This window comes from Polymorphospora sp. A560, assembly GCF_045781765.1.
GTDB classification, from domain to species: domain Bacteria; phylum Actinomycetota; class Actinomycetes; order Mycobacteriales; family Micromonosporaceae; genus Polymorphospora; species Polymorphospora lycopeni.
Genome location: NZ_CP122282.1, coordinates 4,163,561 through 4,189,872, shown reverse-complemented (window position 1 = coordinate 4,189,872; position 26,312 = coordinate 4,163,561). Strand labels below are relative to the sequence as shown.

Here is a 26,312-nt window from a genome sequence, read left to right as displayed (position 1 = left end):
GTTGGAAGCGATGACCGACCATCCCTACACCGGATCCGGCTGGCTGTCCCCGCGCGGTTCGGGGCCGTCCGACGAGCCCACCGTGCCGTTGCGTACCGGCGCGGCCACCCCGCCGCCCGGCACCGGACCGTCCGGGGCGCGGCCCCCGGCCGCCCGGGCGAGCGATGCCGGCGACCCGGCGGCCGACGAGCCGACCGTCCCGCTGCGGCCGGCGGCGGGTACGCCCATCCTGGCCACGGGTGCGCCGGCCGGCGGCGGCGCGGGCGACCCGGACGAGCGGCCCCCGGCGGCACCGGCCGCCGATCCGGCCGAAACCGGCGCCACAGGTTCGGCCGCGCCCGGTTCGGAACCGCCCGGTTCCGGCCCGGCCGGTGCCGGCGACGCGCCGGGCGGTGACCGGCCGGTGGGCGGGGAGCCGCCGGCCGGCGGTCCGGGCGCCGTTGCCGGACCGTCCGGCGACGGGGCGCCGAAGCGCGGGATCAGTTCGGCCGGGGCCACGATCGCCGTGCTGCTGCTGCTGCTGGGCTTCACGATGGCCGTCCAGCTCAAGAACAACTCGACCGACTCGGGCCTGACCGCCGCCCGGCAGGAGGACCTGGTCCGCATCCTGTCGGACCTGGAGAACAGCGAGGAGCGGCTGCGGCAGGAGATCGCCGCGCTGGAGGAGAGCCAGCGGCAGCTGAGTTCCGGCGCGGCCGGCCGCGAGGCCGCGCTCGAGGAGGCCACCCGGCGCGGCGACGACCTCGGCATCCTCGCCGGTACCCTGCCCGCGCGCGGCCCCGGCCTGTCGATCCAGTTCTCCGCCGGCGGCCGGCCGGTCAAGGCGTCGGCGATCCTCGACGCGGTGCAGGAACTGCGCGGTGCCGGCGCCGAGGCGATGCAGATCACCGGCGGCGACGGGGCGTCGGTGCGGATCGTGGCGTCGACGTACTTCGTGGAGGCCGACGGGCGGATCGACGTCGACGGCCGGCGGTTGCCCGGACCCCACACGATCACCGTGATCGGTGACCCGCAGACGATGCTGACGGCACTCAACATTCCCGGCGGGGTGGTCGCGTCGGTCACCGGCGACGGCGGTAACGTGACCGTCCAGGAACACGAGGTGGTCGACGTGGCCGCCTTGTCTGAACAGACCGACCTGCAGTACGCGCGCCCCGGCACCTGAGCGGCCGGGCGCGACCCGTGCCGGCCCCGGCGCGGCAGACCTGCCCGTTCGACCACGAAGGACGATCCGTGATCCCTGACGAGTTGCGTTACACCGCCGAGCACGAGTGGGTGGCCGGTGCGGACGGCACCGTCCGGGTGGGCATCACCCACTTCGCGCAGGAGGCGCTCGGCGACATCGTCTTCGTCCAGCTGCCGGAGGAGGGTGCGACGGTGGCGGCCGGCGAGTCGTTCGGCGAGGTCGAGTCGACCAAGAGCGTGTCGGAGATCTACGCCCCGCTGTCGGGGCGGGTGGTGGCCCGCAACGAGCGGCTCGCCGAGAACCCCGAGGCGATCAACACGGATCCGTACGGCGACGGGTGGCTGGTCGAGATCGCGCTCGACGACCCGTCGGCGGTCGACGGGCTGCTGACCGCGGCCGCCTACCGGGAGCTGACCGAGAGCTGAGCCGGGTTCGCGCTCCCCGCGCGTCTGGTTGCCCTGCATTTCCGGGCTGGCTACGCTCGCTCAGTCGACCGAGAACCGATAGTTGCGCGTTGCGGAACGCATTCCCGGGCACGGGATAGCTGTCCGCTGGGTCGGTGGCATCCCCCAGCGGGTGCTCCCGGCACACCAGACGCCGACCGAGACAGATCCGTGAGGTGGTCCGCATGACGCGCCCAGACGACGAGTTTCCGCCGCTCGACGTCACGTCGACGCTGAACCTTGGTTCCCTCGACGAAGTGCTCGAGGGGCCTGACGCCGACGTGGTTCCGAGCCGGATGTCCGGGTCGTTGCCGCCGGGCATGGCGCTGCTGGTGGTCCGCCGCGGTCCGAACGCGGGTGCCCGGTTCCTGCTCGACCACGACGTGACGACCAGTGGCCGGCATCCCGACAGTGACATCTTCCTCGACGACGTCACCGTGTCGCGGCGCCACGCCGAGTTCCACCGTGACGGTGGCACGTTCACCGTCCGGGACGTGGGCAGCCTCAACGGGACGTACGTCAACCGGGAGCGGGTCGAGGCGGCGACGCTCAGCAACGGTGACGAGGTGCAGGTCGGCAAGTTCCGTCTGGTGTTCATCGCGGGTCCGCGCCCGGAGGAGGCCGGCCGGGGGTGACGCGGCGCAGCGAGCGTGCTTTCCGGTGGTCCGGGCGGGTGCCGGTCACCGGTCCGGGGAGTGAGGTGATGGCGTGAACGAACGTGCGGTGGCGGCATCTCACCCTGCGCCGCGGGCGCAGCCGCTGATGAGCATCGGCGAGGTCCTGGCGCAGCTACGGGTGGAGTTTCCCGACACGACGATCTCGAAGTTGCGGTTCCTGGAGGCCGAGGGGCTGGTGGAGCCGCAGCGCACCCCGGCCGGCTACCGCAAGTACAGCTGGGACGATGTCGCGCGGCTGCGGTTCGTGCTGACCGCCCAGCGTGACCAGTATCTCCCGCTGCGGGTGATCCGGGAGCAGTTGGCGCAGCGGGAGCGTGAGGACGCCGAGCCGACGGAGCGGCCCCGGCCGGCGCTGGTGGCGGTCGGCCCGACCGGTGAGGTGCCGGGGCGCGGCGGCGAGCCGGTGGCGGCGGAGCCGGTCGACGTCCGGCTGACCCGCACCGATCTGCTGTCGCGCGGCGGGATCGAGGAGTCGGTGCTGGCCGAGTTGGAGCGCCTCGGCCTGGTGGTGCCCCGGTCGCCGGGGCTGTACGACGCCGACGCCCTGGTGATCGTGCAGGCGGTGGTGGGGCTGGCGGCCTTCGGGCTGGAGCCGCGCCACCTGCGTGCCTACCGGACGTCGGCCGATCGCGAGGTGGGTCTGTTCGCCCAGTTGATCGCGCCGTTGGCCCGGCAGAACGACCCGGCGGCCCGGGCTAGGGCGGCCGAGACGGCGCGGGAGCTGGTGGGGCTGTCGCAGCAGTTGCACGCGGCTCTCGTCCGGACCGGTCTGCGGGCCCCGCTGGGCCGGTGAGCCGGGCCGCTCCCGGCGGTGCGCGAAGGTGGGTTGCGACGGGCGTGCCGTAGGCTCTGCGGGGTAAGCGGTGTGGGCGGCGGGAAACGGGCCCGATGCGCGGGAGACGGTCGTCGCGGGGCACGTGTACCGTGCAGGAGAAGTGCCCGGTGCCGGGGAAGCAGACAACGACACGGAGGCGGCGGTGCGCGAGCTGAGCGTGGTCGGGGTTCGGGTGGAACTACCCAGCAACCAGCCGATCGTCCTGCTCAGGGAGGTTGACGGCGACCGCTACCTGCCGATCTGGATCGGTGCGGTGGAGGCCACCGCCATCGCCTACGAGCAGCAGGGGGTCAAGCCGGCCCGGCCGTTGACCCATGATCTGTTGCGCGACATCCTGGCGGCGCTGGAGGCGCCCCTGCGGGCGGTGGAGATCACCGAGTTGAAGGACAACGTGTTCTACGCCGACCTGTTGATCGGTGACGGTCTGCGGGTGTCGGCGCGGCCGAGTGACTCGATCGCCCTGGCGTTGCGGGTGGGGGCGCCGATCCGCTGTACGGACCAGGTACTGACCGAGGCCGGCATCGTCATCCCGGACGAGCAGGAGGACGAGGTCGAGCGGTTCCGGGAGTTCCTGGAGCAGGTCCGGCCGGAGGACTTCGCCGGCTGACCTGACCGTTCGGCTGATCCGGCTGGCGCCATCCGGACCATACGCGGGGCGTGGTCGCCCATACGCGGCGTGTCGTGGCAAAGCTTGCCCGGCGCCCCTCCTTCTGAGCTATAGGGTTGGCCTGTCGAGGGGTGCACGTCCCGGAAACGACGTGCCACCGCACTGGCGGGGAGGGTGTCCGCATGCACGAGTCCCGAGAACCTGAGCCCGGTCCGTCTGATCATCCCGGGGTCGGCGGAGTGCCGGGCGTTGAGATCGCGTTCGACGACGAGTCGGTCGGCTACCGGGGTGTGACGGCGTGCCACGCGGCCGGGATCAGTTACCGGCAACTGGACTACTGGGCGCGTACGCAGCTTGTCGTGCCGAGCGTCCGGGACGCGTCCGGCTCCGGCACCCAGCGGCTCTACTCATTTCGTGACCTGGTCGTTCTCAAGGTCGTCAAGCGGCTGCTCGACGCCGGGGTGTCGTTGCAGAACATCCGCCGGGCGATCGAGGCGCTGCGTTCGCGCGGGGTCGCCGACCTGGCCGGCATCACGCTGATCTCCGACGGGACGACCGTCTACGAATGTCGGTCGCCGGAGGAGGTCGTCGACCTGCTGCAGGGCGGTCAGGGCGTTTTCGGCATCGCGATCGGCGGGGCGTTCAAGGAGATCCAGGGATCGCTGTCGCACCTGCCCGCCGAACCGGCGGCCGGTGCCCGCTCGGTCGACGACCTGGCGGCCGACCCGGTCGACGAGGCCGGGCACGACGAGCTGGCGGCCAGGCGGGCCCGGCGGCGCGCCGGCTGAGCGGCGCGGACGGCCGCACGCCGACCGAGGGTCGGTTCGCCGGTGCGGTCCGGTGCCCTCCGGGCCGAGCGGCGTGGCCGACGGGCGGCACAATAGGGTCATGATCGACCCTTCGGCCCGGCCCGTTCCCGCACCGTCCCGGCGCCGTCGGTGGATCGTACGGCTGGTGATCGCCGTCGTGGTGGCGGTCGTCCTTGTCGTCCCGGCCGCGGTGGCGGGCAGCGGGAGCTGGATCAGCCGGGCCGCGCGGGGCCACGTGTACGACCTGGAGTCGGTGCCGCCGGCACCGGTCGTTCTGGTGCTGGGCGCGCAGGTGCAGCCCGACGGCCAGCCGTCGCAGTTCCTCGCCGCCCGCCTCGATCTGGCCCGGCAGCTGTTCGAGCGGGGCACCGTCCGGGCGGTCCTGGTCTCCGGCGACCACGGTCAGCCGGAGTACGACGAGCCGGGCGCGATGCGTCGGTGGCTGGTCGACCACGGCGTCCCCGACGAGAAGGTGGTCCTGGACCACGCCGGCTTCGACACGTACGACTCGTGCCTGCGCGCCAACCGGATCTTCGGTGTCGAGCAGGTGATCGTGGTGACGCAGAGTTTCCACATCGAGCGGGCGGTCGCGGTGTGCCGGCAGGTCGGGCTGGACGCGGTCGGGGTCGGCGACGACTCGGTCAGCCGTTTCGAGCGGGCCTGGCGGTGGGGTTCGTTCCGGGAGCGGTTCGCCGGGGTGAAGGCGGTGTGGGACGTGTACACCCGCCGGGACCCGGTCTTCCTCGGCCCGCGCGAGACCGGCGTGGACGACGCCCTGCGCTGACCGCCTCGCGCTGACCGCCCACCCCGCGTGTCGCGGGCCGGCGCGCGCCGGCCCGCAGGCGCGATCAAGGACAAAGCGTGCCCGGTCTGTGTGGACCTGTCGCGCGACTTGTCCTTGATCAACGCGGCCCCCGGGTCGGAAGGCGGGGGCGGGGATTCGGGGGCGGGAGCCGCTCCCGGGGCGGAGACTGGGGCGGTGACGGGCGGGGGCGACCGGGCTGATCTGCTGCGCGGGGACGTACGTCAGGTCACGCCGATGGAGCTGTTCTTCGACCTGGTCTACGTCTTCGCCGTCACCCAGCTCACCGACCTGCTGCTGGCGGACCTGACCCCGGCGGGGGCGCTACGTACCCTGCTGCTGCTCGTCGTGGTGTGGTGGGCGTGGGTCGACACCGCGTGGGTGACCAACTGGTTCGATCCCGGGCGGGCCACCGTACGGCTGATGCTGGTCGCGGTGATGCTGCTCGCGCTGGTCATGTCCGCGACGCTGCCGCAGGCGTACGGCGACCGGGGGTGGTGGTTCGCCGGGGCGTACGTCGCGATGCAGGTCGGCCGGTCGACGTTCGCGGCGGTGGAGAGCCGCGGCCGGCCGGACCTGCGCCGCAACTTCCAGCGGATCACGGTGTGGCGGGCCGCGTCGGGGGTGCTGTGGCTGGCCGGGGCGTTCGCCGACGGGCCGTCGCGGGTGGCGTTGTGGACGGTCGCGGTCGTGGGGGAGTACTTCGCGGCGGCGTCGGGGTTCTGGATCCCGGGCTGGGGGCGGTCGACGCCGGCGGACTGGCGGATCAGCGGCCGGCACCTGGCCGAGCGCTGCCAGTTGTTCATCATCATCGCGCTGGGCGAGTCGATCCTGGTGACCGGTGCCGCCTTCGCCGGGCTGCGGTTCGGGCCCGCCGCCGTGGCCGCGTTCGCGGCGGCGTTCCTCGGCAGCGTCGCGTTGTGGTGGGTGTATTTCGGCCGGGTCGCCGAGGCGGCCGGCGGGGTCATCGACCGGGTACGGGAGCCGGGCCGGCTGGGCCGGTCCGCCTACACGTACGGCCACCTGCCGATCGTCGCCGGCGTCATCGTGACCGCCGTCGGTGACAAGCTGACCCTCGCCGGGCCGACCGGCCGGAGCGACCTCGCCGTCGTCGTGACGGTGCTGGGCGGTCCGGCGCTGTTCCTGGCCGGGCACGCGCTGTTCAAGCGGGTGGTGTTCGGGCGCCCGTCGCGGGACCGGCTGGTGGCCGTGGCCGTGCTCGTGCTGCTGGCGCCGCTGGGGCTGCTGGTGTCGCCGCTGCCGCTGTCGTTGCTGGCGACGCTGGTGCTGGCCGGGGTGGCGGTGTGGGACACCCGGCTGGCCGGCGTCAGGGCCGGCGGGCGGTGAACGTGTGCTCGGCGTACCGGGCCGCCACGGTGAAGCCGAGCCGGGCGTAGACGGCGCGGGCGGCGGCGTTGTCGGCCCGTACGTTGAGGGTGACGTGGTCGACCGAGTCGGCCAGCCGGCGGCAGAGCGCCGCGACGACGGCGGTGGCCAGCCCGGTGCCCCGGGCCCGCGGGTGGGTGGTGACGTTGCCCAGGGCGGCGACCCGGTGGACCGGCGACCACACGTGCACCCCGGCCACGGCGAGCAGTTCCCCGTCGCGGCGCAGCCCGACGTAGTGGCCGGTGTCGAGCATCCTCGGGTCGAACCAGTTGTCCGGGTACGCGGTCGCGTACAGCCCGGTCAGGTCGGGCAGGTCGGCGCGGGTCAGGACGTCGCCGGCCGGTCGCGCTTCGGCCAGCCGTACGGGGTCGGTCAGCGCCATCTTCAGGTGCGGGCCGTGGTCGTGGCCGGTGAACCGGGGGTGCAGCGCGGTCTCGGCGCCGGGGGACAGGTGGGCGTCGAAGTGCGCCGGGAGCAGCGGCGCCAGCCCGTGCAGCAGGTCGGTGAGCTGGTCGGTGCCGTCGTCGGGGTGCAGGGCGAGCACGGTCGGCACCGCGCCGCCGTGGTAGACCAGCGCGACCGCGTCGGCCCGCCGGTACCAGGTCGTGTACGGCCAGAAGAAGTCGTCGAGGTCGCCGAGCTGGTACGCGTACAGGGCGGGGTGGCGGGCCAGCAGGCCGGCCAGTTCGGTGCGGTCGTGGACGCTGCGTACCGGCATCCGGCCATGATCACACGCCGGTCGGCGGGCGCGCGGTCCGCCCGCCGGTGGCAGACTGCTCGGCATGGTCGACGAGGTACGTGTCCGCGGCGGCGGGAGCGGGCACCGGGTGCTCCTGCTGCTGCACGGGATTGGCGCCACGGGCGCGGTCTGGGAGGGCTGGCGTACGCCGCTGGCGAGCGGGTGGCCGGGCCGGTGGCTGGCTCCCGACCTGCCGGGCCACGGTCGTGCGGCGCCGCTTTCCGGATACCCGTATCCGGCCGTGGCGGCCGAGGTCGCCGCCGCGCTCGGACCCGGTGACCGGGTCGTCGTGCTCGGCCACTCGTACGGCGGGGTGGTCGGCCTGGCGCTGGCCGGCGCGGGGGTCGGCGTCGAGGCCGTCGCCGCGCTGGGCGTGAAGGTCGCCTGGACGCCCGACGAACTGGCGCGGATGACGGCGCTGGCCGGCCGGCCGGTCACCTGGTTCCCGTCGCGGGCCGAGGCCGCCGCCCGTTACCTGCGGGTCTCCGGGCTGGCCGGGCTCGTCGACGAGGCGGACCCGGCCGTTGACGCCGGCCTGGTCGAGCGGGACGGCCGGTGGCGGCTGGCGATGGACCCGGCGGCCTTCGCCGTCGACGCGCCGGACATGCCGGCCCTGCTCGCCGGCTGCCGGGCGCCGGTGGTGCTGGCGCGCGGCGAGCACGACCCGATGGTCGGCGACGCCGAACTCGCCGCGCTCGGCGTCCCCACCGCGACCCTGGCCGGGCTGGGGCACAACGCGCACGTGGAGGATCCGGCGGCGGTGCTCGACCTGCTCGCCCCGTACCGGTGAGTGGGCCGGGCCCCGGACGCCGGTCCCACATCGGTGTGGGAGGCGTCCGGGGCCCGGCCCTGGCGCCGGTGGGGCGGCGCCGTCAGCGCGGCCGCCGTGCGGTACGGCCCTCAGTCACCGGCCCCGGCGGGGGTCGGGGTCGCCGGGGCGGCCGGTGTGGGCGGGCCGGCGGGTGGCGCGCCGGCCACCGGGGCGCCGGGGTTGGCCGCCTGTTCGCCGGCCGGGCGCAGGTCCGGTGGCACCGGAAGCGCGCTGCCCTTGACGTACTCGTCCCAGGTCATGTTCCACGCGGTCCAGCCGTTGCCGGGGTCGAGCGTGACCTCGGTGCCCTTGATGGTGACCAGGTCGCCGACGTTGGTGTTCTTCATGAGCCAGTCGGCGTTGGCGTTGGAGACGTTGGTGCAGCCGTGCGAGACGTTGCGCTCGCCCTGGTCGCCGACGGACCACGGCGCGGCGTGGATGAACTCGCCGCCCCAGGTGAGCCGCTGGGCGTCGTTGACCTGGACCACGTAGCCGCCGTTCGGGTCGCCACGGGTGTCGAAGACCGTGGTCTCGAACTTCTCCATGATCACCATCTTGCCGCTGGACGTCGGTGTGCTCGGCTTGCCCATGCTCACCGGGATCTTCTTGACCAGCTGGTTGTCCTTGAAGACCGACATCTCCTTGGTCGCGTTGTCGATCTCCATCGTGACGTGGTCGCCGACGGTGGCCGAGGCCGTGCGGTCGGCGTCGCCGTGACCGTTCTTGCCCATCGGCACGCCGGTCAGCGCCGACCGTACGCTGATCTTGGTCCCGGTCTTCCAGAAGTCCGGGGCCCGGTAGTAGACCTGGCGGCCGGACTCGTCCCAGTGCCAGGCGCCCGGCTGCGGCGGGTCGGTGGTGACGAACAGACGCTTCTGTACGTCGGCCCGCGACTCCTTGGGGATGCCGGGGTCGAACGCCACCGTCACCGGCATCGCGACGCCGTACGTCATGTTGTTCTGGAAGTAGAGCGTGCTCTGCTGGAGCTTGGTCGGCTTGGCCATCGTGGTGAACGCGCTCGACCAGGTGCTCGTCTGCCCGGTGTCGTTTGCGGCCGTGACCTGCACCGAGTACGCCTGCTTGGGATTCAGCGGGCGGTTCGGTATCCAGGACGTGCCGTCGTCGCGCATCGCGCCGTCGACCGCGGCCCCCTTGCTGTCGCTGAGCGTCACGGCGGTGATCTTTCCGCCGGCGACCGCCAGGCCGACCTCGGCACTGAGCGGTACGTCGCGGGCGTCGGCCGCGGGGGTGACGGTCAGTGTTGGTGGTGGTGGCGGGGCCTGCTGTGCGGACTTCGACTCGGTCCGGCTCGTGCAACTCGACAGGATGAGTGGCAGGGCGGCGGCGACGACGATCACCGGCCCTGCGGTGCGTTGCCGTACTCTCACGATCTCCACCTCGTTCCCTCGATCATGAGTCACATTCTGTAACGGTCTGATCGCGGTCGAGGCGCTTCATCGCGGACCCGCAAACTCTCCGTAATGCCCCTTTAGTCCCAATGCTCCGCATTGGCACAGGTGGCTCACCGTCCCCCTCCGTCTCGGGCGGGCGGTCCCGTCGCTCGCGTCGACCGCCTGTTCCGTCCGGCGGTCCCGGCCCGGGTGTCGTCGGCGGAAAAGCGGCATCGTCGGGATGCGTGCCGGTTGAGCTGTCCGTATCCTCGAAATGGCATCGATGGATGCCGATAGATGATCCGGTTGCCTTTCCGATCTCCCACCCTCCGAGGAGAAGGCATGAGAACCGTCCGAACCACGTCGTACGCGGCCGCCCTGCTGGCCGCCGTCATGGTGCTCACGTCGGCCGCCCCGGCGAGCGCCGCCCCCGCCCGCGACCCCGGCCACGGTGCGTCGATCCTGGCCGTGCCGCAGACCCCGACCACGCTGACCAGCGGCCTGACCATCCCCTGGGACGTCTGCTGGCTCCCCGGCGGCGCGGCGGCGCTGATCACCGAACGCAACAGCGGCCGGGTATACCGGCTCACCCCCGCCGGAGTGCGGACCCTGCTCGGCACCGTGCCCGGCGTGCTCGCCGGCGGCGAGGGCGGCCTGCTCGGCTGCGCCGTGTCACCCACCTGGAACGGCGGCACCGACCGGGACGTCTTCTTCATGCACACCAGCAGCAGCGACAACCGGGTCGTGCGGATGGCCTACACCGGCGGCAGCAGCCTGACCGCCGGCTCGACGCCGATCCTCACCGGCATCGTCCGCGCCTCGACCCACAACGGCGGCCGGCTCAAGTTCGGCCCCGACGGCAACCTCTACGTCACCACCGGTGACGCCCAGCAGACCAACCTGGCGCAGAACCCGTCCTCGCTCAACGGCAAGATCCTGCGGATCACCCGGACCGGCGCCGCCGCCCCCGGCAACCCGACCGCCGGCAGCCGGGTCTACAGCCTCGGCCACCGCAACCCGCAGGGCATCTCGTGGGACTCCGCCGGCCGGCTGTGGGCGGCCGAGTTCGGCCAGAACACCTGGGACGAGATCAACCTGATCCTGCCCGGCCGCAACTACGGCTGGCCGGTCTGTGAGGGAACCTGCGGCAACCCGGCGTACGAGAGCCCGAAGTGGCAGCGCAGCACCGCCGAGTGCTCGTGCAGCGGCCTGGCGATCGTCGACGGCGCGATCTACCTCGGCGCACTGCGCGGCCAGCGGCTGTGGCGGCTCGAACTGAGCGGCACCAGCATCGGCGCGTCGTCGGTGTACTGGCAGGGCACGTACGGCCGCATCCGCGCGGTGGAGAAGGTGCCCGGCACCAACGCCATCTGGTTCACCACCTCCAACGGCAACGGCACCGACACCGTCCGCCGCTCCACGATCGCCTGACCCGGCCCCGCCCTACCCGCCCCGTCCGCCGCGTGTCCGCCCCGCCAGTCCGTCCGCCCCGTCCGTCCGCCGTGTTGATCAAGGACTTGTTGTCAAGATCTTGACCGGGTTCGTCTGATACATCCCCTTGATCAACGCGGCGGGGTGCGGCGGCGGGGCGGGGGCAGTGCCCCCGCTACGGCCGTTGCGGGGTGCCCAGGTAGCGGTTCAGGAGGGTGGTGGGGGAAGGCGGGGCGGGGATGCCGGCCGCCGTCGTCGACCGTCGGGTGTCGGCGCAGTCGAACAGCGGGTGGTCGCGTGGACCGTCCTCCTCCGGCAGCGTCGGCACGAACGGGCCGAGCGCCACCCCGGCCCCGGCCCGCACCACCTCGGCCCGCCACTCCCGGTACGGCAGCAGCCGTACCGGACGGCCGAGCCCGCGCAGCACCTCCGCGATCGCCGGATACGACAGCCCCGGCGTGTAGTAGTGCCGGTCGCCGGCCAGCGCGTCCGGCCGCCGCGACAGTCCGCCGATCGCCGCCGCCACCAGGTCGACCGGTGCCATGTCCTCGTCGTACCCCAGTTCCGGCACCGCACCGACGTCGACGAAGGTCCGCAGCAGCCGGCTGAAGTAGTCGTCGTCGTTGCCGGCGCCGGTGCGGCTGTCGCCGGTGATCCGCGCCGGCCGGTGCACCGACACCGGCAGGCCCCGTTCCCGCGCGGCCCGGACCAGCCGGTCGGCGACCCACTTGCTCTCGTTGTAGCCGCCGTGCAGGCCGTCCGGCTCGTCCGGCGGCACCGCCTCGGTCACGGTCCGTGACGCGTACGCCGGGCACAGGTAGACGCCGAGCGTCGACACGTGGTGCACCGCCTTCGGCCGCCCCCGGGACGCCAGCCGCAGCACCTCCACGGTCCCGGCGACGTTGGCCGGCGCCAGCCGCTCGTACGGCTGCACGAAGTGGACGGTGCCGCCGTTGTGCAGCACCACGTCGACCCGGTCGGCGAGCGCGTCGAAGTCCCGCGCGCGAAGCCCGAGCCGGGGCGTGGCGAGATCACCGGTGACCGGGACGATCCGGGCCGGGTACGCCGGCCGCCAGAGCCCGTACCGGCGCAGGTTCGCCTCGATCCGGGCCACCGCGGCGGCCTCGGACCCGGCCCGGACCAGGCAGTACACGTCGGCGGTGGTGTGCCGCAGCACGTCGTCGAGCAGGTATGCGCCGAGGAACCCGGTCGCGCCGGTCAGCAGCACCCCGGCCGGGTCGGCCGCCGGGACGTACCGGCCGGCGGGGCGTACGTCGTCGGGCAGGTCCGCCTCGGCGCGCAGGTCGACCCGCCGTGGTGCCGGGGCCGCCGGGACCGGGCCGGCCGGGGCACCGCCGGTGTCGGCCGTGCCGGTGTCGGCCAGGGCGGCGTCGACCAGGGCGGCGAACGTGTCCAGCCGAGGCGCCTCGAACAGCGCCCGCAGCGGCAGCCGGGTGCCGAAGCGCCGGTTCACCTCGCTGAGCACCGGCGCCGCCAGCAGCGAGTGTCCGCCCAGGTCGAAGAAGCCGTCGGCGACCCCGACCCGGTCGCGGCCCAGCGCCCGCGCCCACACCCGCGCCACCGTGACCTCGGCGGGGGTGCGCGGGGCGACGTACGGCGGCCCGTCGTCCGGGACCTCGGCGGGCAGCCGGTCGTGGTCGACCTTGCCGTGCGCGGTCAGCGGCAGCCGGGGCAGTGCGGTGAACGTCGCCGGGACCAGGTATTCCGGCAGCCGCGCCCGCAGGAAGGCGCGCAGGTCGTCGGCGTCGGGCGCCGCCCCGCGCGGCACGACGAAGGCGGCCAGCCGCTGCCCGCGGGCCACGACGACCGACCGGGCGACGGCCGGGTTCCCGTCGAGGACCGCCTCGATCTCGGCCGGTTCGATCCGGTGCCCGCGGATCTTCAACTGCCGGTCGACCCGGCCGAGGAACTCGAGCTGGCCGTCCGGCCCGACCCGGGCCAGGTCACCGGTGCGGTAGAGGCGCGCGCCGGGGACGGCCGAGAACGGGTCGGGTACGAACGCGGTGGCGGTCAGGTCGGGCCGGCCCAGGTAGCCGCGGGCCAGGCAGTCGCCGCCGAGGTGCAGTTCGCCGGGGGCGCCGTACGGCGCCGGCCGCATCCGCCGGTCCAGCACGTACGCCCGCACGTGCGGCAGCGGCCGGCCGACCGGCAGGTGCCCGCCGGGGGCGTACCCGTCGGCGGGACCGGCGGACCGCAGCACGGTGGCGCACACCGTCGCCTCGGTCGGCCCGTAGTGGTTGTAGAACGTGGTCCGGCCGCCGGTCAGCCGGTGCCAGGTGTCGAGCTTGTCGGCCGACACCCGCTCGCCGCCGACCATCATGACCGTCAGCGGCAGGTCGGCGGGGACCTCGTGGCCGGCGAGGTCGTCGACCCAGCGCTGCCACAGCGCCGCCGGGGCGTCGACGGCGGTGATCCGCTCGGCTACGCACAGGTCGAGCAGCGCCGGCCCGGTGAGCGCCGCCGGGTCGGGGTGCACCAGCAGCGCCGCGCCGCTGATCAGGGCCGGGAACACGTCACCGACGGAGGCGTCGAAGGTCAGTGGCGGGATCATCAGGATCCGCTGCCCCGGCCCGAACGCGTGGACGTCGCGGAACGAGGTCGCCAGGGCGGTCAGCGTACGGTGGGTCACCATCACGCCCTTGGGCCGGCCGGTCGACCCCGACGTGTAGACGACGTACGCGAGGTCGTCCGGCCGTCGTTCCCGCTCCGGGCCGGCGTCGTCGGCCGTATCCCCGGTGTCCGTGACGTCGACGAAGGTGACCGGCAGCCCGGTCAGCCGCTCCCGGCCGGCCGCGTCGCCGACCAGGACCGTCGCCCCGGCGTCGGCGAGCAGCCCGCCGATCCGGTCGACCGGGTGGCCCGGATCGAGTGCCAGGTAGGCGCCGCCGGCCCGCAGGATCGCCAGCAGCGCGACGATGCCGTCGGGCCCGGCCCGCAACGCCATCCCGACCGGCGTCCGCCCGCCGACGCCGGCCGCCCGCAGCCGTCGGGCCAGCCGGTCGGCCCGCGACAGCAGGTCGCCGTACGTCAGCTCCTGGCCGTCGCCGGTCACCGCCGGGGCGTGCGGGGTCCGGGCGGCCTGCGCCGCGATCAGGTCGTCGACGTATCCGGCCGGGGCGGCGGGCCCGGGGCCGGCCGCCGGGGACAGCCCGGAGCGCAGCAGTTCCAGATCGGCGGGGGTGTGCAGGGCGAGGTCGCCGAGCCGCAGGTCGGGGGTGTCGACCAGCGCGGTCAGGGCCAGCTCCAGGTGGGCGGCCAGCCGGGCGACGGTCGCCGGGGTGAACAGTTCGGCGTCGTAGTCGAGCTGGCCGGCGAGCGGCCCGGCGCCGTCGACCATCAGCAGCGTCAGGTCGAAGCGGGCGGTGCCGCCGCCGAGCCCGGCCGGCGCCACGGTCAGGCCGCCGCCCGGTGCCGGCGGCCGCTTCGCCCCCGGCCCGCCGTTGAGCACGAACATCACCTGGAACAGCGGCTGCCGGCCGGCGCCCCGGTCCGGCCGGACCAGTTCGGCGACGCGTTCCAGCGGCACGTCGCGGTGACCGAGCCCGCCGAGGCCGGTCTGCCGGACCCGGCGCAGCACCTCGCGCAGCGTCGGGTCGCCACCCAGGCCGGTGCGCAGCGCCAGGGTGTTGACGAACATGCCGACCATCGACTCGAGTTCCGGCAGCGACCGGTTGGCCGCCGGTACGCCGACGACGAGGTCGTCCTGGCCGCTGTGCCGGGCCAGCACGATCTTGAACGCGGCCAGCAGCACGGTGAACGTGGTGCAGTCCTCGCGCTGGCGCAGCGCCTCGACCGCCGCGGTGAGCCGGCCGGACAGCCGGAACGGGTGGCTGCCGGCCGGTGACCGGGGCCGGTCCGGCCGGGGCCGGTCGGTCGGCAGGTCGAGGTGGGCCGGGGCACCGGCGAGCCGCTCCCGCCAGTACGCCTCCTGGCCGGCGACGACACCCGGGTCGCGCTCGCCGAGCCACCGTACGTAGTCGGCGTACTGTACCGGCAGCGGCGGCAGGTCCGGGGCGCGGCCGGCGGCCAGGGCGGCGTACCCGGCCATCAGGTCGGCGAACAGCACCCCGGCCGACACGTCGTCGCAGACGATGTGGTGGAAGGTGAGCAGCAGCACGTGGTCGTCGGCGGCCAGCCGGACCAGGACGGCCCGCACCAGCGGCGCCTCCCGCAGGTCGAACGGGCGGCCGAGTTCGTACCCGGCCAGCCGGCGCAGCCGGGTGTCGCGCGTCGCCGCCGGCAGGTCGCCCAGGTCGACGACCGGCAGCGGTACGACGGCGCGCGGGTCGGTGGCGGCCAGGATCCGCTGCACCGGGTGGCCGTCGTGGTCGGTGAACCGGGTCCGCAGCGGCTCGTGCCGGCGCACCAGCAGCCGCAGCGCCCCGGCCAGCGCGTCCGGGTCGACCGGCCCGGTGAGCCGGTGCGCGCCACCCATCAGGTAGGTCGAGTCGCCGACGCCGAGCCGGTCGAGGAACCAGATCCGCTGCTGCGCCGGGGACAGCGGCAGGTCCCCGCCGCGGTCACCGGGCCGGATCGCCTGCGTGCCGGCGACCTCGATACCGCGCCGGGCGAGCAGTACGGCCAGCAGTTGGTCGGTCGACGCGGTCACCGACCGCCCTCCTCGGCGAGCATGAGTTCCACTGCCTCGGGCGACATCGACTCGATCTGCGCCCGCAGTTCGGCGACCGCCGCGACCTGGCCGGGCACCGGTTCGAGGTCGGCCAGCGCGGCGGCCAGACCGGCCACGGTCGGTGCCTCGAACAGGGCCCGGGTCGGCGCCTCCAGCTGGAAGTACGCCCGTACCCGGGCCAGCACCCGCTCGGCGAGCAGCGAGTGCCCGCCGAGGGCGAAGAAGTCGGCGTCGACACCGATCGGCCGCACGTCGAGGACCTCCTCCCAGATCCGGACGACGGCCGCCTCGACGAGGTCGCGCGGGGCGACGTACGGGGTGGCGTCGGCCGCGCCCCAGTCGGGTGCCGGCAGCGCCCGCCGGTCGACCTTGCCGTTCGGGGTCAGTGGCAGCGCGTCGAGGACGACCAGGGTCGCCGGCACCATGTAGCCGGGCAGCCGGGCGGCCAGGCCGGGCTGGACGGCGGCCCACAGCGCCGCCGGGTCGGCGCCGGGGTCGTCGGCGACGGCGTACCCGACCAGGCGGGCGTCGCCGTCGGCGGTGCCGTGCCAGGCGGTCACCGCCGCGTCGCGGACGCCGTCCTGCGCCCGCAGCGCCACCTCGATCTCGCCGAGCTCGACCCGGAAACCACGCACCTTCACCTGGTGGTCGCCGCGGCCGAGGAACTCCAGCCGCCCGTCCGGCAGGTAGCGGGCCAGGTCGCCGGTGGCGTACAGGCGGCCGCCCGGCGTGTCGCCGAACGGGTCCGGCACGAAGCGTTCGGCGGTCAGCGCGGGCCGGTCCCGGTAGCCGCGGGCCAGGCCGAGCCCGCCGATGTGGACCTCGCCGGCGACACCGACCGGCACCGGCTGGCCCCGGCCGTCGAGCAGGTGGACGCGGGTGTTGTCGATCGGCGGCCCGATGGCGATCGGCCCGTCGCCGGGCTCGACGACGCCGGCCGCCGACCACACCGTCGTCTCGGTCGGGCCGTACACGTTCCACAGCCGGCCGCCGGCCAGCTCGGCGGCCAGGTCGCGGGAGAACGCCTCGCCGCCGCACAGCCGGTGCCGTACGCCGGCCGGCACCCCGCCGGCGGACAGCAGCATCCGCCAGGTCGCCGGGGTGGCCTGCAACACCGTCGCCTGTTCCCGTTCGGCCCGCGCCCGCAGCGCCGCTCCGTCGACCACCTCGGCGGAGGTGGCGACCAGGACCCGGGCCCCGCAGACCAGCGGCAGCAGCAGTTCGAGCACGGAGATGTCGAACGACAGCGTGGTGACGGCGAGCAGCCGGTCGTCGTCGGTGAGGCCGAGCCCGTCGCGGAACGACAGCAGCAGGTTGGCGACCGCGCCGTGGGTGACCTCGACGCCCTTGGGCCGGCCGGTCGACCCGGAGGTGTAGATGACGTACGCGAGCTGGTCGGCGCGGGGCGGGGTGGCCGTGGGCACGACGTCACCGGGGGCGGCGTCCGGCCCGTCGTCGAGGCAGACCACGCCGGGGCCGGCGCACAGGTCGGGCAGCCGGTCCCGGACCGACCGCTGGGTCACCAGCACGTCCACACCCGCGTCGTCGACCATCAGCCGCAGCCGGTCCGCCGGGAACGCCGGGTCCAGCGGCACGTACGCGCCGCCGGCCCGCCACACGCCGAGCATCGCGATTAGCATCGCCGCCGACCGGTCCAGGCAGATCCCGACCGGGGTCTCCGGTCCGACCCCGCGCCCGCGCAGCAGCGCGGCGAGCCGGTCGGCGCGGGCGTCGAGTTCCCGGTACGTCAGCTCGCCGCCGGCGTCACCGACCGCGACCGCGTCCGGGGTGCGGGCGCACGAGGCGGCGAACAGCTCGGTGAACCCGGCCGCCGCGATCTCGCGTGCCGGCCCCTGCCAGTCGGACAGGGCGCGTCGCCGCTCCTCGTCGGTGAGCAGCGGCACGTCGCCGAGCGGCCGGGCCGGGTCGGCGACCACGGCGGCGAGCAGTTGCCGGAAATGCCCGGCGAACCGGTCGACGTCGGGCGCGTCGAAGACCTCGGTGCGGTAGGAGAAGGTGAGTTCCAGCCCGCCGTCGGGCTGCGGCACCCCGACCAGGGTCAGGTCGAAGAGCATGTCGTCGAGCTGGCTGTCCCACCACGACACCGCCAGGCCCGGCCACGCCGACGGGCCGCCGCCGGTGAAGTTGTGCAGGATCACCGCGGTCTGGAAGAACGGGTGCCGGTCGGCGTCGCGGCGCGGCGCCAGTTCCTGCACGACCGTGTCGAACGGCACGTTCTGGTGGGCGAAGCCGTCGATGACGGCCCGCCGTACCCGGCCGGCGGTCTGCGCGAACGTCAGGTCGGGGTCGACGTCGGTGCGCATCGCGATCGGGTTGGCGAAGTAGCCGATCAGCGGCTCCAACTCCACGTGGGTACGGGCCGCGACCAGGGTGCCGACGGTGACGTCCCGCTGCCCGGTGTAGCGGGCCAGCAGCGCCTTGAACGTGGTGAGCAGGGTGACGAACGGGGTGGTGCCGCGCGCCCCGCCGGCCGCCGTACGCAGTCCCTCGACCAGGTCCGGGCCGATCGTCAGGTGCACCTTCGCGCCGCCGGCGCGGGCCGGTCCGGCGTGCCTGCGGGCGATCGGCAGGTGCGCGTCGGCCCGGGGCGCCGCCAGGTGCTCGCGCCAGTACGCCAGCCCCGGCGTAAGGGCGCCGCCGGCCGTGCCGTCGTGCTGCCACTGCGCGTAGTCGGCGTACTGGACCGGCAGCTCGGGCAGGGGCGGGGTACCGGTGCCGCCGTCGAGCCGCCACGCGTAGAGGGCGGCGAGTTCGCGCAGCGCGTTGCCGATCGACCAGCCGTCGATCGCGATGTGGTGGCTGGTCGCCAGCAGCACGTGGTCGTCGTCGGCGAGCCGGAACAGCGATGCCCGCAGCACCGGGCCGGCGGCCAGGTCGAACGGCACCGCGAAGGCGTCCCGGGCCAGTTCACGGGCCCGGTCCTCGCGCCCGGCGGCCGGCAGGTGCCGCAGGTCGACCTCGGTCACCGGCACGTCGCCGGTCGGCCGGACCACCTGGCGGGGCTCGCCGTCGACGCCGACGTAGACGGTGCGCAGCACCTCGTGCCGGGCGACCAGGTCGCGCAGCGCCGCCCGCAGCGCGCCGACGTCGAGGGTGCCGGTGAGCCGCTGAGACATCGCGACGTGGAACGACGGGTCGGCCGGGTCGTACTGGGCGGCCAGCCACATCCGCTGCTGCCCGGACGAGCACGCGAAGCTCTGCTCGCCCCCGGTGCGCGGCACCCGCGGGATCGCCGGCTCGGCGGCGCTGCCCAGGCCGAGCTGGGCCAGCCTGCGGGCCAGGAGCTCCTGGCGCTGCGGTGACAGGGCGGCCACGCCGCCGTGGCCGGGTCGGTCCGCGCCCGCCGGGGTGGTGGTGGTCGTCATGGGACGGCCTCCTCGGTGATAGTGGTGTTCGTTCATGGCCGTCGTGGCTCGTCGGCGTCGGGCGGGCTGTCGTCCCCGGCGACGGCGGCGAGGACGCCGGCGACCGTCGGGGTGTCGAAGAAGACGTGCAGCGGCAGGTCGACGCCGAGCTGCCGGCGCATCCGGGCGGCGATCTGGGTGACGCTGAGCGAGTGCCCGCCCAGGTCGTCGAAGAGGTCGTCGTGCGGGCCGATCCGGTCCACCCGCAGCACCTGCCGCCAGATCTCGGTGACGGCGGCGCCGAGCCCGTCCGGCTCCGGCTCTGCCCCGTCCGTCGCCGGCTCCGTCCCGGCCGGCGGCGGCACGGTGGCCGGGGCCGGCAGCGCGGCCCGGTCGAGCTTGCCGTTCGGCGTGGTCGGCAGCGCCGCCAGCGGCACCACCACCTCCGGCACCATCCAGCCCGGCAGCGTCTCGCGCAGGAACCGGCGCAGGTCGGCGTCGGTCACCTGCCGGCCGGGCCGGAACTCGACGTACGCGACCAGGCGCGGCCGGCCGTCGTCGGCGCGGAGCACGACCGCGGAGCGGTGCACGTCCGGATGCCCGTCCAGGGTCGCCTCGATCTCGCCCGGCTCGACCCGGTGCCCGCGTACCTTCACCTGCCGGTCGATGCGGCCGAGGAACTCCAGCCGCCCGTCCGGGCGCCACCGGCCCAGGTCACCGGTGGCGTAGAGGCGTGAGCCGGGCGGGCCGTACGGGTCGGGCCGGAAACGGGCCGCGGTCAGCCCGGGCCGGTGCAGGTAGCCGCGCGCCACCCCGGTCCCGGCGATGTGGATCTCCCCGGGCACGCCGACCGGGGCCGGCCGCAGCAGCGGGTCGAGCACGTAGGCCCGGGCGCCGGGCAGCGGCCGGCCGATGGTGACCGCGTCGACCGGGTCGGGCAGTTCGGCCACGGTCGCCCAGACGGTGGCCTCGGTCGGCCCGTACAGGTTGAACAGCCGGCGTACCCGGGGCCGCAGCTCGCGGGCGAGCGCGGGTGGCAGCGGCTCGGCGCCGCACAGCGCCACGACCGGCTCGGCGAGACCGGCGTCGAGCAGCAGCCGCCACGTCGTCGGGGTGGCGTGCACGTGGCTGACCCCGTGCCGGCGGACCAGGTCGAGCAGGGCGGCGCCGTCGCGGGTGTCGTCGCCGGCGGCGAGCACGATCCGGCCGCCGGTGACCAGCGGCAGGAACAGTTCCGGCTTGGCCATGTCGAACGTCGCCGAGGCCAGCGCCAGCCAGCCGTCGGCGGGGCCGCTGGTGAGGACGGCGCGCATCGCGTCCAGCAGGTGTGCCAGCGACCGGTGGGTGACCTCGACGCCCTTGGGCCGGCCGGTGGAGCCGGAGGTGTGCACCACGTACGCGACCGCGTCCGGGTCGGCGGCGAGCACGTCCGGTCCGGTGGCCGGGCCGGTCGGGGCGTCGACGTGCACCACCACCGGCCGGTGCGTGGCCGGGTCGTCGGCGGTGCCGGCGGCGGTCAGCAGCACCGCCGGGGTGGTGTCGTCGAGCACGTACGCCCGCCGGGCCGGCGGGTGGTCGGGGTCGAGCGGCACGTACGCGGCACCGGTGCGCAGCACCGCGAGCAGCCCGGCGAGCAGGTCCGGTGACCGCCGCAGCCGGACCGCGACCCGGGTGCCGGGGCCGGCGCCGGCGGCCCGCAGCCGGCCGGCGAGCGCGGCGGCGGCCCGGTCCAGTTCGGCGTACGTCGTCACCGCGCTCGGCGAAGACGACCGCGGGCGCGTCCGGGGTGGCCGCCGCCCAGCCGGCGACCAGTTCCGGCACCGTCCCCGTCAGCGGGCCGGTCGCCCGGCCGGTCGCCGGGACGAGATCGCCGCGCGGCCGGGTCGAGGCGGTCGGTGGCGGGCGCGGCCGGCCCGGCCGACGACTGCCAGCCGGCCAGCAGCAGGCGGCGTTCCGGCTCGCCGAGCACCGGCAGCGCGCGCAGCGGCGTGTCCGGTGCGGCGGTCGCCGCGTCGAGCAGCGTGGTCAGGTGTCCGGCGATCCGGTCGACGCTGTCCCGGTCGACGCCGCCGGCGGCGTGCTGGAGGTTGACCGTGGTCCGGTCCGGGCCGTCGACCACCTGCACGTGCAGGGCGTTGCGGGCGGCGTGGTTGAACGCGGTCCAGCGGACCTCGGTGCGCAGCCCGGCGAAGACCGGGTCGGGGCCGGTGCGGCGCCGGTAGCTGACCGACACCGGGGCCAGTGCCGGCCGGGGCCGCAGCCCGTCGACGGCGCGGGCCAGCGGCACCACCCGGACCGGGTAGGTGCGGCGCAGTTCGGCGCGGGTGGCGGCGACCAGGTCGGCGAACGGCCGGTCCGGGTCGGGGCGGACGGCCACCGGCAGCTCGTTGACGAACAGCCCGATCGCGTCGCGGGTCGCGGCGGTACGCGTACCGAGGTCGACGGCGACCGTCGGCGCGGCGTTGCCGTAGCGGTGCAGGACGGCCTGCACCGCGGCGAGCAGCACCTCGAAGCGGGTGTGCCCGGACCGGTCGGCGCAGCCGGCCAGCGCCGACCGCCGGGCCGGGGTCAGGTCGAACTCGACGGCCTCGCCGGGCTCGACCCCGTCCGGCACGCGGGTCAGCCCCGGCAGCACCACCGGGGCCGGCTCCCACCAGCGGTCCGCCCAGAACTCGCGGGCGGCGGGCAGGGCGGCGGCGATGCGGGCCGCCTCGTCGGCGGCGTGCCCGGCGTACGGCACCGGCGGGATGGGCGCACCGGTCGCGCCGGTGACCCGGGCGCCGTACGCCGCCGCCAGCTCGCGCAGCAGCACGTCCTTGGACTCGCCGTCGAAGACCAGGTGGTGGGCGACGACGAGCAGCAGGTGCTCGGTCGGGGCCAGGCCGAGCAGGGTGAAGCGGACCAGCGGGCCGCGCCGCAGGTCGAACGGGCGCAACGTCTCGGCCCGGACCACGGCGGCGACGTCGGCGGGCCGCACCTCCCGCCGGGTCAGCCGGGGCGGGCCGGCGGCGACCAGCGCCAGCTCGCCGTCGGTGTCGTCGAAGGCGTACGCCAGCACCGGATGCCGCCGTACGACGGCGTCGCAGGCGTCGGCGAGCGCGTCGGCGTCGAGCGCGCCGGACAGCCGTACCGGCAGCGGCATGTGGTAGGCCGAGCCGGCCGCGCCGATCCGCTCGGTGAACCACAGCCCGTGCTGGGCGGCCGAAGCCGGACCGAGCCGCGGTAAGTCCACAGTGGTCACACTACCTCCGTCTCCGGGAAGCGCTCGCCGGTCAGCTCCGACACCGGTGTCGTGGCGCCGGCCGGCAGCGCGTGCAGCAGGCGCAGCAGGCCGGCGGCGAGCCGGCGCGGGGTGGACCGGTCGAAGGCGTACGAGTTCCACAGCAGCCAGCCGGACAGCGAACCGTCCGGCTGTTCGACCACCGCCAGCTCCGGCACCCCGAGGTCCGGCTGCCCGTCCGGTGTCGGCCAGTCGGCGTCCAGCGCGCGCGGCAGCGGGAACCCCTGCGAGATCAGGCCGGGAAAGTGCGGGTCGCCGCCCCAGCTCTCGAAGCGCAGCCAGGCGGCGGCCGGGAAGCGGGCGTAGAACTCGGCGAACGGGTAGTACTGGTGGTCGACGGCGGCGAGCGTGGTGGCGCGTACCCGGTCGAGCAGGTCGGCGAAGGTCGGGTCGCCGCCGGCGTCGATCCGCAGCGGCAGCGACTGCACCAGGCAGCCGACCAGCACCTCGAACTCCGGCCGGCCGCGCCCCGGGACCGGGGACATGACGACCAGGTCCGGCACCCCGCTCCACCCGGTCAGCACCGCCGCCCACGCCGCCGTGACCAGCATCGCCGTGCTGGCGCCCCGGTCCCTGGCCAGGGACCGCAGCCGGCCGGCGGCGTCCGCGTCGACCCGGAACTCCAGCGAGTCGCTGTGCAGCCGGACGGCGTGCCGCCGGCCCGGGAACGGCGCGACGACGGCCGGCGCCCCGTCGAGGCGGTCCAGCCAGTAGCGGCGGGTGCGCGGCCACTGCGCCCGGGTCCAGGCCACCGCCTCGACGTACGGCACCGGCGGCGCCGGCAGGACGGGTCGGCGGCCGGTGCGCAGCGCCGAGTAGACCAGGCCGAGTTCGCGCAGCAGCACCCCCATCGACCAGCCGTCGAAGACCAGGTGGTGCACGGCGAGGCCGAGCACGTGGTCGGCGTCGCCGAGCCGGACCACGACCGCCCGCACCAGCGGCCCCTGAGCCAGCCCGAACCGCAGTTCCCGGTCGGCGCACACCAGCCGCGCGGCGTGTGCCTCGTCGGCGGCGGCGGTGACCGTCACCGCCGGCGGGCAGTCGGCGAGCAGGTGGCCACGCGGTGCCCCGCCGGCCGCGCGGAACACGGTGCGCAGCGCCTCGTGCCGGGTCACCAGCACGCCCAGCGCCGCCTCCAGCAGGGCCGGGTCGAGGTCGTCGGTGATCCGGATCGCGACGCTGATCGGGCCCGGGTCGCGGGGCTCGTCGGTGGCGTACATCCAGGCCAGGAAGTTGTCCTGCTGGGCGGTGAGCGGCATGTCCCGCCCGCCGTCGCCGTTCGTCTCCGGCGCGGCCGTCGTCGCCGTCTCCGCGATCTCCGCCGCCGGCCCTGCGGCGCTCGCGGCGGCCAGCCAGCCGGCCTGCGCGGCCAGCACCGGCCGGTCGAACACCACCGAGGCCGGTACGGCGACGCCGAACTCGGCGGCGGCCAGCGTGGCGATCTGGGCGGCCTTGAGCGAGTCGCCGCCGAGCGCGAAGAAGTCGTCGTGCCGGCCGGCCGACGGCACCCCGAGCACCCGGCCCCACAGCGCGGCGAGCGTACGTTCCGCCGCCGTCACCGGCGCCCCGTCGCCGTCGTCGGGCCGCCGGGCGAACAGGTCGCGCAGCGCGGCCCGGACCACCTTGCCGCCGTCGTTGCGCGGCAGCGCGTCGACCAGCAGCAGCCGCAGCGGCCGTTCCTGCGGGGCGAGCCGCTCGGCCAGGTGGGCCCGCAGCGCGTCGGCGGTGACCGGGCGGCCGGGCACCACCGCGGCGGCGACCATCGCGCCCAGCGTGGCGTGCGGCAGCCCGACCACGGCCGCGTCGGCGACGTCGGGGTGGTCGAAGAGCACCGACTCGACATGCAGCGTCGACACCTTGAACCCGCCGGTCTTGACGGTGTCGCCGTCCCGGTCGACCAGGTGCAGGTAGCCGTCGGCGTCGAGGTGGCCGAGGTCGCCCATCCGGACCCAGCCGTCGCGGAAGACCCTGGCGCTGGCCGCCGGGTCGCCGAAGTACGTCCGGGGCACGGTGTCGGCCCGCAGCCACACCTCGCCGGTCGCGCCGGCCGGCAGCGGCACCCCGTCCTGGTCGGTGATCCGCAGTTCGGCACCGGCGGCCGGCCGGCCGAGCGCGGTCGGCCGGTCCGGGTCGTAGACGACGGTGGTGTGGGCCGGGGCGGCCTCGGTCGAGGTGTAGTTGTTGACGACCGTGGCGCCGGGCAGGGCGGTGGTGAGGTCGCGGGCCACCGCGGGTGGCAGCGCCGCGCCGGTCGAGGCGACCAGCAGTACGTCGGACAGGTCGTGCCGCTCGGCCGCGCGGGCGCGCAGCAGGTCGATCGCCATCGACGGCACCACGAAGACGGTCCCGGCCCGGTGCCGGGCGACCAGCGCGGCGAAGCCGTCGGCGTCGAAGCGGGGCGCCACCACGGCGGCCGGCCGGGCGGTCAGCGCCTGGACCAGCATGGTCTGCGCGGCGTTGGTGCCGATCGGGAAGGCGTGCACGAAGTGGTCGGAGTGCGCCAGCGGTCGGCGCCGGGGGCGCGGGGCGGCGCCGAACGTCAGGTTGGCGTGGGTGGCGGCCACCCCCTTCGGTCGGCCGGTGGTGCCCGAGGTGTGCACGATCTGGGCCAGGTCGCCGGGGCGTACGTCGCCGTCGGGCGGGCCGGGGGAGGCGGTCCGGCCCAGCCCGTCCGCGTGCAGTGTCCACCATGGACCTCGCGGTGCCGTGCCGGCGTGCAGCACGCCGGTGGCGCCACAGCCGGCGAGCAGGTCGGCGGCGGCCGGGGTCCGGTCCGACAGCGGCACGGCGACCGCGCCGGCCGCGGTGACCGCGGCATACCCGACCGCGAAGTCGAGCCAGTCCGGCCCGCCGAAGACGAGCCCGATCCGGTCGCCCCGGCCCACGCCGCGGTCGCGCAGTTCGTGGGCGCCCGCGTCGGCACGGGCCCGCCACTGTCCGAAGGTGAGGGTCCCCACCCCGTCGAGCACCAGCGCGACCCGGTCCGGCTCGTCGTCGGCCCGCGCCGCCAGCAGGGCCGGCACCGTCGTCGGGGGCTCAGCGCGCACCGGCACCGCCGGCGACGGGCTCGAGTCCGAAGCGGTCGACGGCGTCGCGTACGGTCGCCCGCAGGTGCGGCGGGACCTGGCCGGCGTGGCGGGCCAGGTAGGCGCGTACGTGGTCCGGGTCGTCGCGCAGGAAGAGGAAGTCGGTCGGCACCATGTGCCGGATCGCCAGCAGCGGGACCGGGCAGCGCAGTGCCGGGAAGTCCGGGTTCCACAGCCCGCCCTTGGCCGGCGGGCCGTCGTGGAACTCGCCGAGCATCAGCCCGTGCGCCACGAACCGCGACTTGAGCCGCTCCTGGGTGCGGTCGACCACGAGCGGTACGTCGTCGGGCAGCAGGTCCGGGAAGACGATCAGGATGGTGGAGAACTGCGCGGCGGACCCGCGCCGCGCGGCGAGGTCGACGAACCAGTCCCGGTAGGTGACCAGCAGCCGGTCCAGGTCGGCGGGGGCGTGTGTGCGGCCGGGGGCCACCGCCAGGTGGAAGACGTCGCGGTCCAGCGAACCTTGGGCGTACGGGCAGACGTTGCCGGTGCGTCCGAGGTCGGGGTGCGGTTGGCACAGGTACTCCCGGGCCCAGTCGACGACGGTGCGCAGCGCCCGCTCATGGCCGCGTACCGCCTGGGGCGGTGGGTCCTGCCGCAGGTCCGCGACCTCGATCAGGGTGTGGCGGGCGTGCGCCGGGTGGGTCAGCATGTCAGCCCCTCGTCTGCGTACGCGGCCGGGCGATCCGGTTGCTCGGGCGACCGGTCCGTGCGCGCTGGCAGTCACGCTAGTAAGAGGCATGTGAATTAGTAAGTAGTCCTTACAGTGAAGTTGCTCGTCCTAACAGCCGGTGTCGGGATCGGACGAACCCC

The 26,312-nt window shown here is 75.2% G+C and carries 18 protein-coding genes; 10 read left to right on the top strand and 8 right to left on the bottom strand.

Annotated features, from left to right (window positions below):
• Window positions 1-10: 10 nt before the first annotated feature.
• The 8 genes from QCD66_RS18665 (at window position 11) to QCD66_RS18630 (ending at window position 6,706) form a co-directional block, all read left to right on the top strand.
• A complete protein-coding gene (locus QCD66_RS18665; protein ID WP_407566694.1) occupies window positions 11-1,165 on the top strand; it encodes a DUF881 domain-containing protein in 1,155 nt (384 codons plus the stop codon).
• A 68-nt stretch (window positions 1,166-1,233) separates the two neighbouring features.
• Complete coding sequence (gene gcvH, locus QCD66_RS18660) at window positions 1,234-1,611, top strand: glycine cleavage system protein GcvH (protein ID WP_364223105.1); 378 nt, start codon at window positions 1,234-1,236, stop codon at window positions 1,609-1,611.
• A gap of 203 nt (window positions 1,612-1,814) precedes the next feature.
• Complete coding sequence (locus QCD66_RS18655; RefSeq protein ID WP_212818098.1) at window positions 1,815-2,264, top strand: FHA domain-containing protein; 450 nt, start codon at window positions 1,815-1,817, stop codon at window positions 2,262-2,264.
• A 127-nt stretch (window positions 2,265-2,391) separates the two neighbouring features.
• Window positions 2,392-3,099 (top strand): MerR family transcriptional regulator, encoded by a 708-nt coding sequence (locus QCD66_RS18650; RefSeq protein WP_375736329.1) that lies wholly within the window; start codon window positions 2,392-2,394, stop codon window positions 3,097-3,099.
• Window positions 3,100-3,283: 184 nt separating this feature from the next.
• A complete protein-coding gene (locus QCD66_RS18645; RefSeq protein WP_212818100.1) occupies window positions 3,284-3,748 on the top strand; it encodes a bifunctional nuclease family protein in 465 nt (154 codons plus the stop codon).
• Window positions 3,749-3,930: 182 nt separating this feature from the next.
• A complete protein-coding gene (locus tag QCD66_RS18640; RefSeq protein ID WP_364223110.1) occupies window positions 3,931-4,536 on the top strand; it encodes a MerR family transcriptional regulator in 606 nt (201 codons plus the stop codon).
• A gap of 100 nt (window positions 4,537-4,636) precedes the next feature.
• Window positions 4,637-5,341: a vancomycin high temperature exclusion protein gene (locus QCD66_RS18635; protein ID WP_375736327.1), complete on the top strand. Its 705-nt coding sequence runs from the start codon at window positions 4,637-4,639 to the stop codon at window positions 5,339-5,341.
• Between the two features lie 195 nt (window positions 5,342-5,536).
• Window positions 5,537-6,706, top strand: a complete 1,170-nt coding sequence (locus QCD66_RS18630) for a low temperature requirement protein A (RefSeq protein ID WP_407566693.1) — start codon at window positions 5,537-5,539, stop codon at window positions 6,704-6,706.
• On the opposite strand, the gene QCD66_RS18625 is transcribed toward QCD66_RS18630, so the two are convergent.
• Entirely contained in the window at window positions 6,687-7,463 is a 777-nt protein-coding gene (locus QCD66_RS18625) for a GNAT family N-acetyltransferase (RefSeq protein ID WP_375736325.1), read from the bottom strand. The genes QCD66_RS18630 and QCD66_RS18625 overlap by 20 nt on opposite strands.
• Window positions 7,464-7,527: 64 nt before the next feature.
• Between QCD66_RS18625 and QCD66_RS18620 the strand changes: the two genes are divergently transcribed.
• The gene (locus tag QCD66_RS18620; protein WP_375736324.1) at window positions 7,528-8,274 is read left to right on the top strand and encodes an alpha/beta fold hydrolase; all 747 of its coding nucleotides are present in this window, start codon (window positions 7,528-7,530) and stop codon (window positions 8,272-8,274) included.
• Window positions 8,275-8,384: 110 nt separating this feature from the next.
• Here QCD66_RS18620 and QCD66_RS18615 read toward each other — a convergent pair whose 3' ends face one another.
• Window positions 8,385-9,683 (bottom strand): Ig-like domain-containing protein, encoded by a 1,299-nt coding sequence (locus QCD66_RS18615; RefSeq protein WP_375736323.1) that lies wholly within the window; start codon window positions 9,681-9,683, stop codon window positions 8,385-8,387.
• 345 nt (window positions 9,684-10,028) lie between these two features.
• Between QCD66_RS18615 and QCD66_RS18610 the strand changes: the two genes are divergently transcribed.
• The gene (locus QCD66_RS18610; protein ID WP_364219766.1) at window positions 10,029-11,117 is read left to right on the top strand and encodes a PQQ-dependent sugar dehydrogenase; all 1,089 of its coding nucleotides are present in this window, start codon (window positions 10,029-10,031) and stop codon (window positions 11,115-11,117) included.
• 175 nt (window positions 11,118-11,292) lie between these two features.
• Here QCD66_RS18610 and QCD66_RS18605 read toward each other — a convergent pair whose 3' ends face one another.
• Genes QCD66_RS18605 through QCD66_RS18580 form a run of 6 tightly spaced genes read right to left on the bottom strand, consistent with a single transcriptional unit; the run spans window position 11,293 to window position 26,151 of the window.
• Complete coding sequence (locus QCD66_RS18605; RefSeq protein ID WP_375736322.1) at window positions 11,293-15,747, bottom strand: amino acid adenylation domain-containing protein; 4,455 nt, start codon at window positions 15,745-15,747, stop codon at window positions 11,293-11,295.
• Window positions 15,744-19,154, bottom strand: coding sequence for an amino acid adenylation domain-containing protein (locus tag QCD66_RS18600; RefSeq protein WP_375736321.1), 3,411 nt, complete (start codon window positions 19,152-19,154; stop codon window positions 15,744-15,746). The genes QCD66_RS18605 and QCD66_RS18600 overlap by 4 nt, the downstream gene beginning before the upstream one ends.
• A 32-nt stretch (window positions 19,155-19,186) precedes the next feature.
• Entirely contained in the window at window positions 19,187-20,884 is a 1,698-nt protein-coding gene (locus QCD66_RS18595; RefSeq protein WP_407566692.1) for a non-ribosomal peptide synthetase, read from the bottom strand.
• On the bottom strand, window positions 20,881-22,374 hold the full coding sequence (locus tag QCD66_RS18590) for a condensation domain-containing protein (RefSeq protein WP_407566691.1): 1,494 nt from the start codon (window positions 22,372-22,374) through the stop codon (window positions 20,881-20,883). The genes QCD66_RS18595 and QCD66_RS18590 overlap by 4 nt, the downstream gene beginning before the upstream one ends.
• Window positions 22,371-25,460, bottom strand: coding sequence for a condensation domain-containing protein (locus tag QCD66_RS18585; protein WP_375736522.1), 3,090 nt, complete (start codon window positions 25,458-25,460; stop codon window positions 22,371-22,373). Before QCD66_RS18585 ends, QCD66_RS18590 begins: the two co-directional genes overlap by 4 nt.
• Window positions 25,450-26,151 carry a DUF6875 domain-containing protein gene (locus QCD66_RS18580; RefSeq protein WP_364219781.1) on the bottom strand — a complete coding sequence of 234 codons (702 nt, stop codon included), beginning with the start codon at window positions 26,149-26,151 and terminating at the stop codon, window positions 25,450-25,452. Before QCD66_RS18580 ends, QCD66_RS18585 begins: the two co-directional genes overlap by 11 nt.
• Window positions 26,152-26,312: the final 161 nt, after the last annotated feature.

What these genes read in the sequence shown, in the direction of transcription:
- QCD66_RS18635 (WP_375736327.1), top strand. Translation starts at nt 4,637, where the DNA reads ATGATCGACCCTTCGGCCCGGCCCGTTCCCGCACCGTCCCGGCGCCGT.
- QCD66_RS18580 (WP_364219781.1), bottom strand. Translation starts at nt 26,151, where the DNA reads ATGCTGACCCACCCGGCGCACGCCCGCCACACCCTGATCGAGGTCGCG.
- QCD66_RS18620 (WP_375736324.1), top strand. Translation starts at nt 7,528, where the DNA reads ATGGTCGACGAGGTACGTGTCCGCGGCGGCGGGAGCGGGCACCGGGTG.
- QCD66_RS18655 (WP_212818098.1), top strand. Translation starts at nt 1,815, where the DNA reads ATGACGCGCCCAGACGACGAGTTTCCGCCGCTCGACGTCACGTCGACG.
- QCD66_RS18610 (WP_364219766.1), top strand. Translation starts at nt 10,029, where the DNA reads ATGAGAACCGTCCGAACCACGTCGTACGCGGCCGCCCTGCTGGCCGCC.
- QCD66_RS18665 (WP_407566694.1), top strand. Translation starts at nt 11, where the DNA reads ATGACCGACCATCCCTACACCGGATCCGGCTGGCTGTCCCCGCGCGGT.
- QCD66_RS18640 (WP_364223110.1), top strand. Translation starts at nt 3,931, where the DNA reads ATGCACGAGTCCCGAGAACCTGAGCCCGGTCCGTCTGATCATCCCGGG.
- QCD66_RS18600 (WP_375736321.1), bottom strand. Translation starts at nt 19,154, where the DNA reads ATGACGACCACCACCACCCCGGCGGGCGCGGACCGACCCGGCCACGGC.
- QCD66_RS18650 (WP_375736329.1), top strand. Translation starts at nt 2,392, where the DNA reads ATGAGCATCGGCGAGGTCCTGGCGCAGCTACGGGTGGAGTTTCCCGAC.
- QCD66_RS18625 (WP_375736325.1), bottom strand. Translation starts at nt 7,463, where the DNA reads ATGCCGGTACGCAGCGTCCACGACCGCACCGAACTGGCCGGCCTGCTG.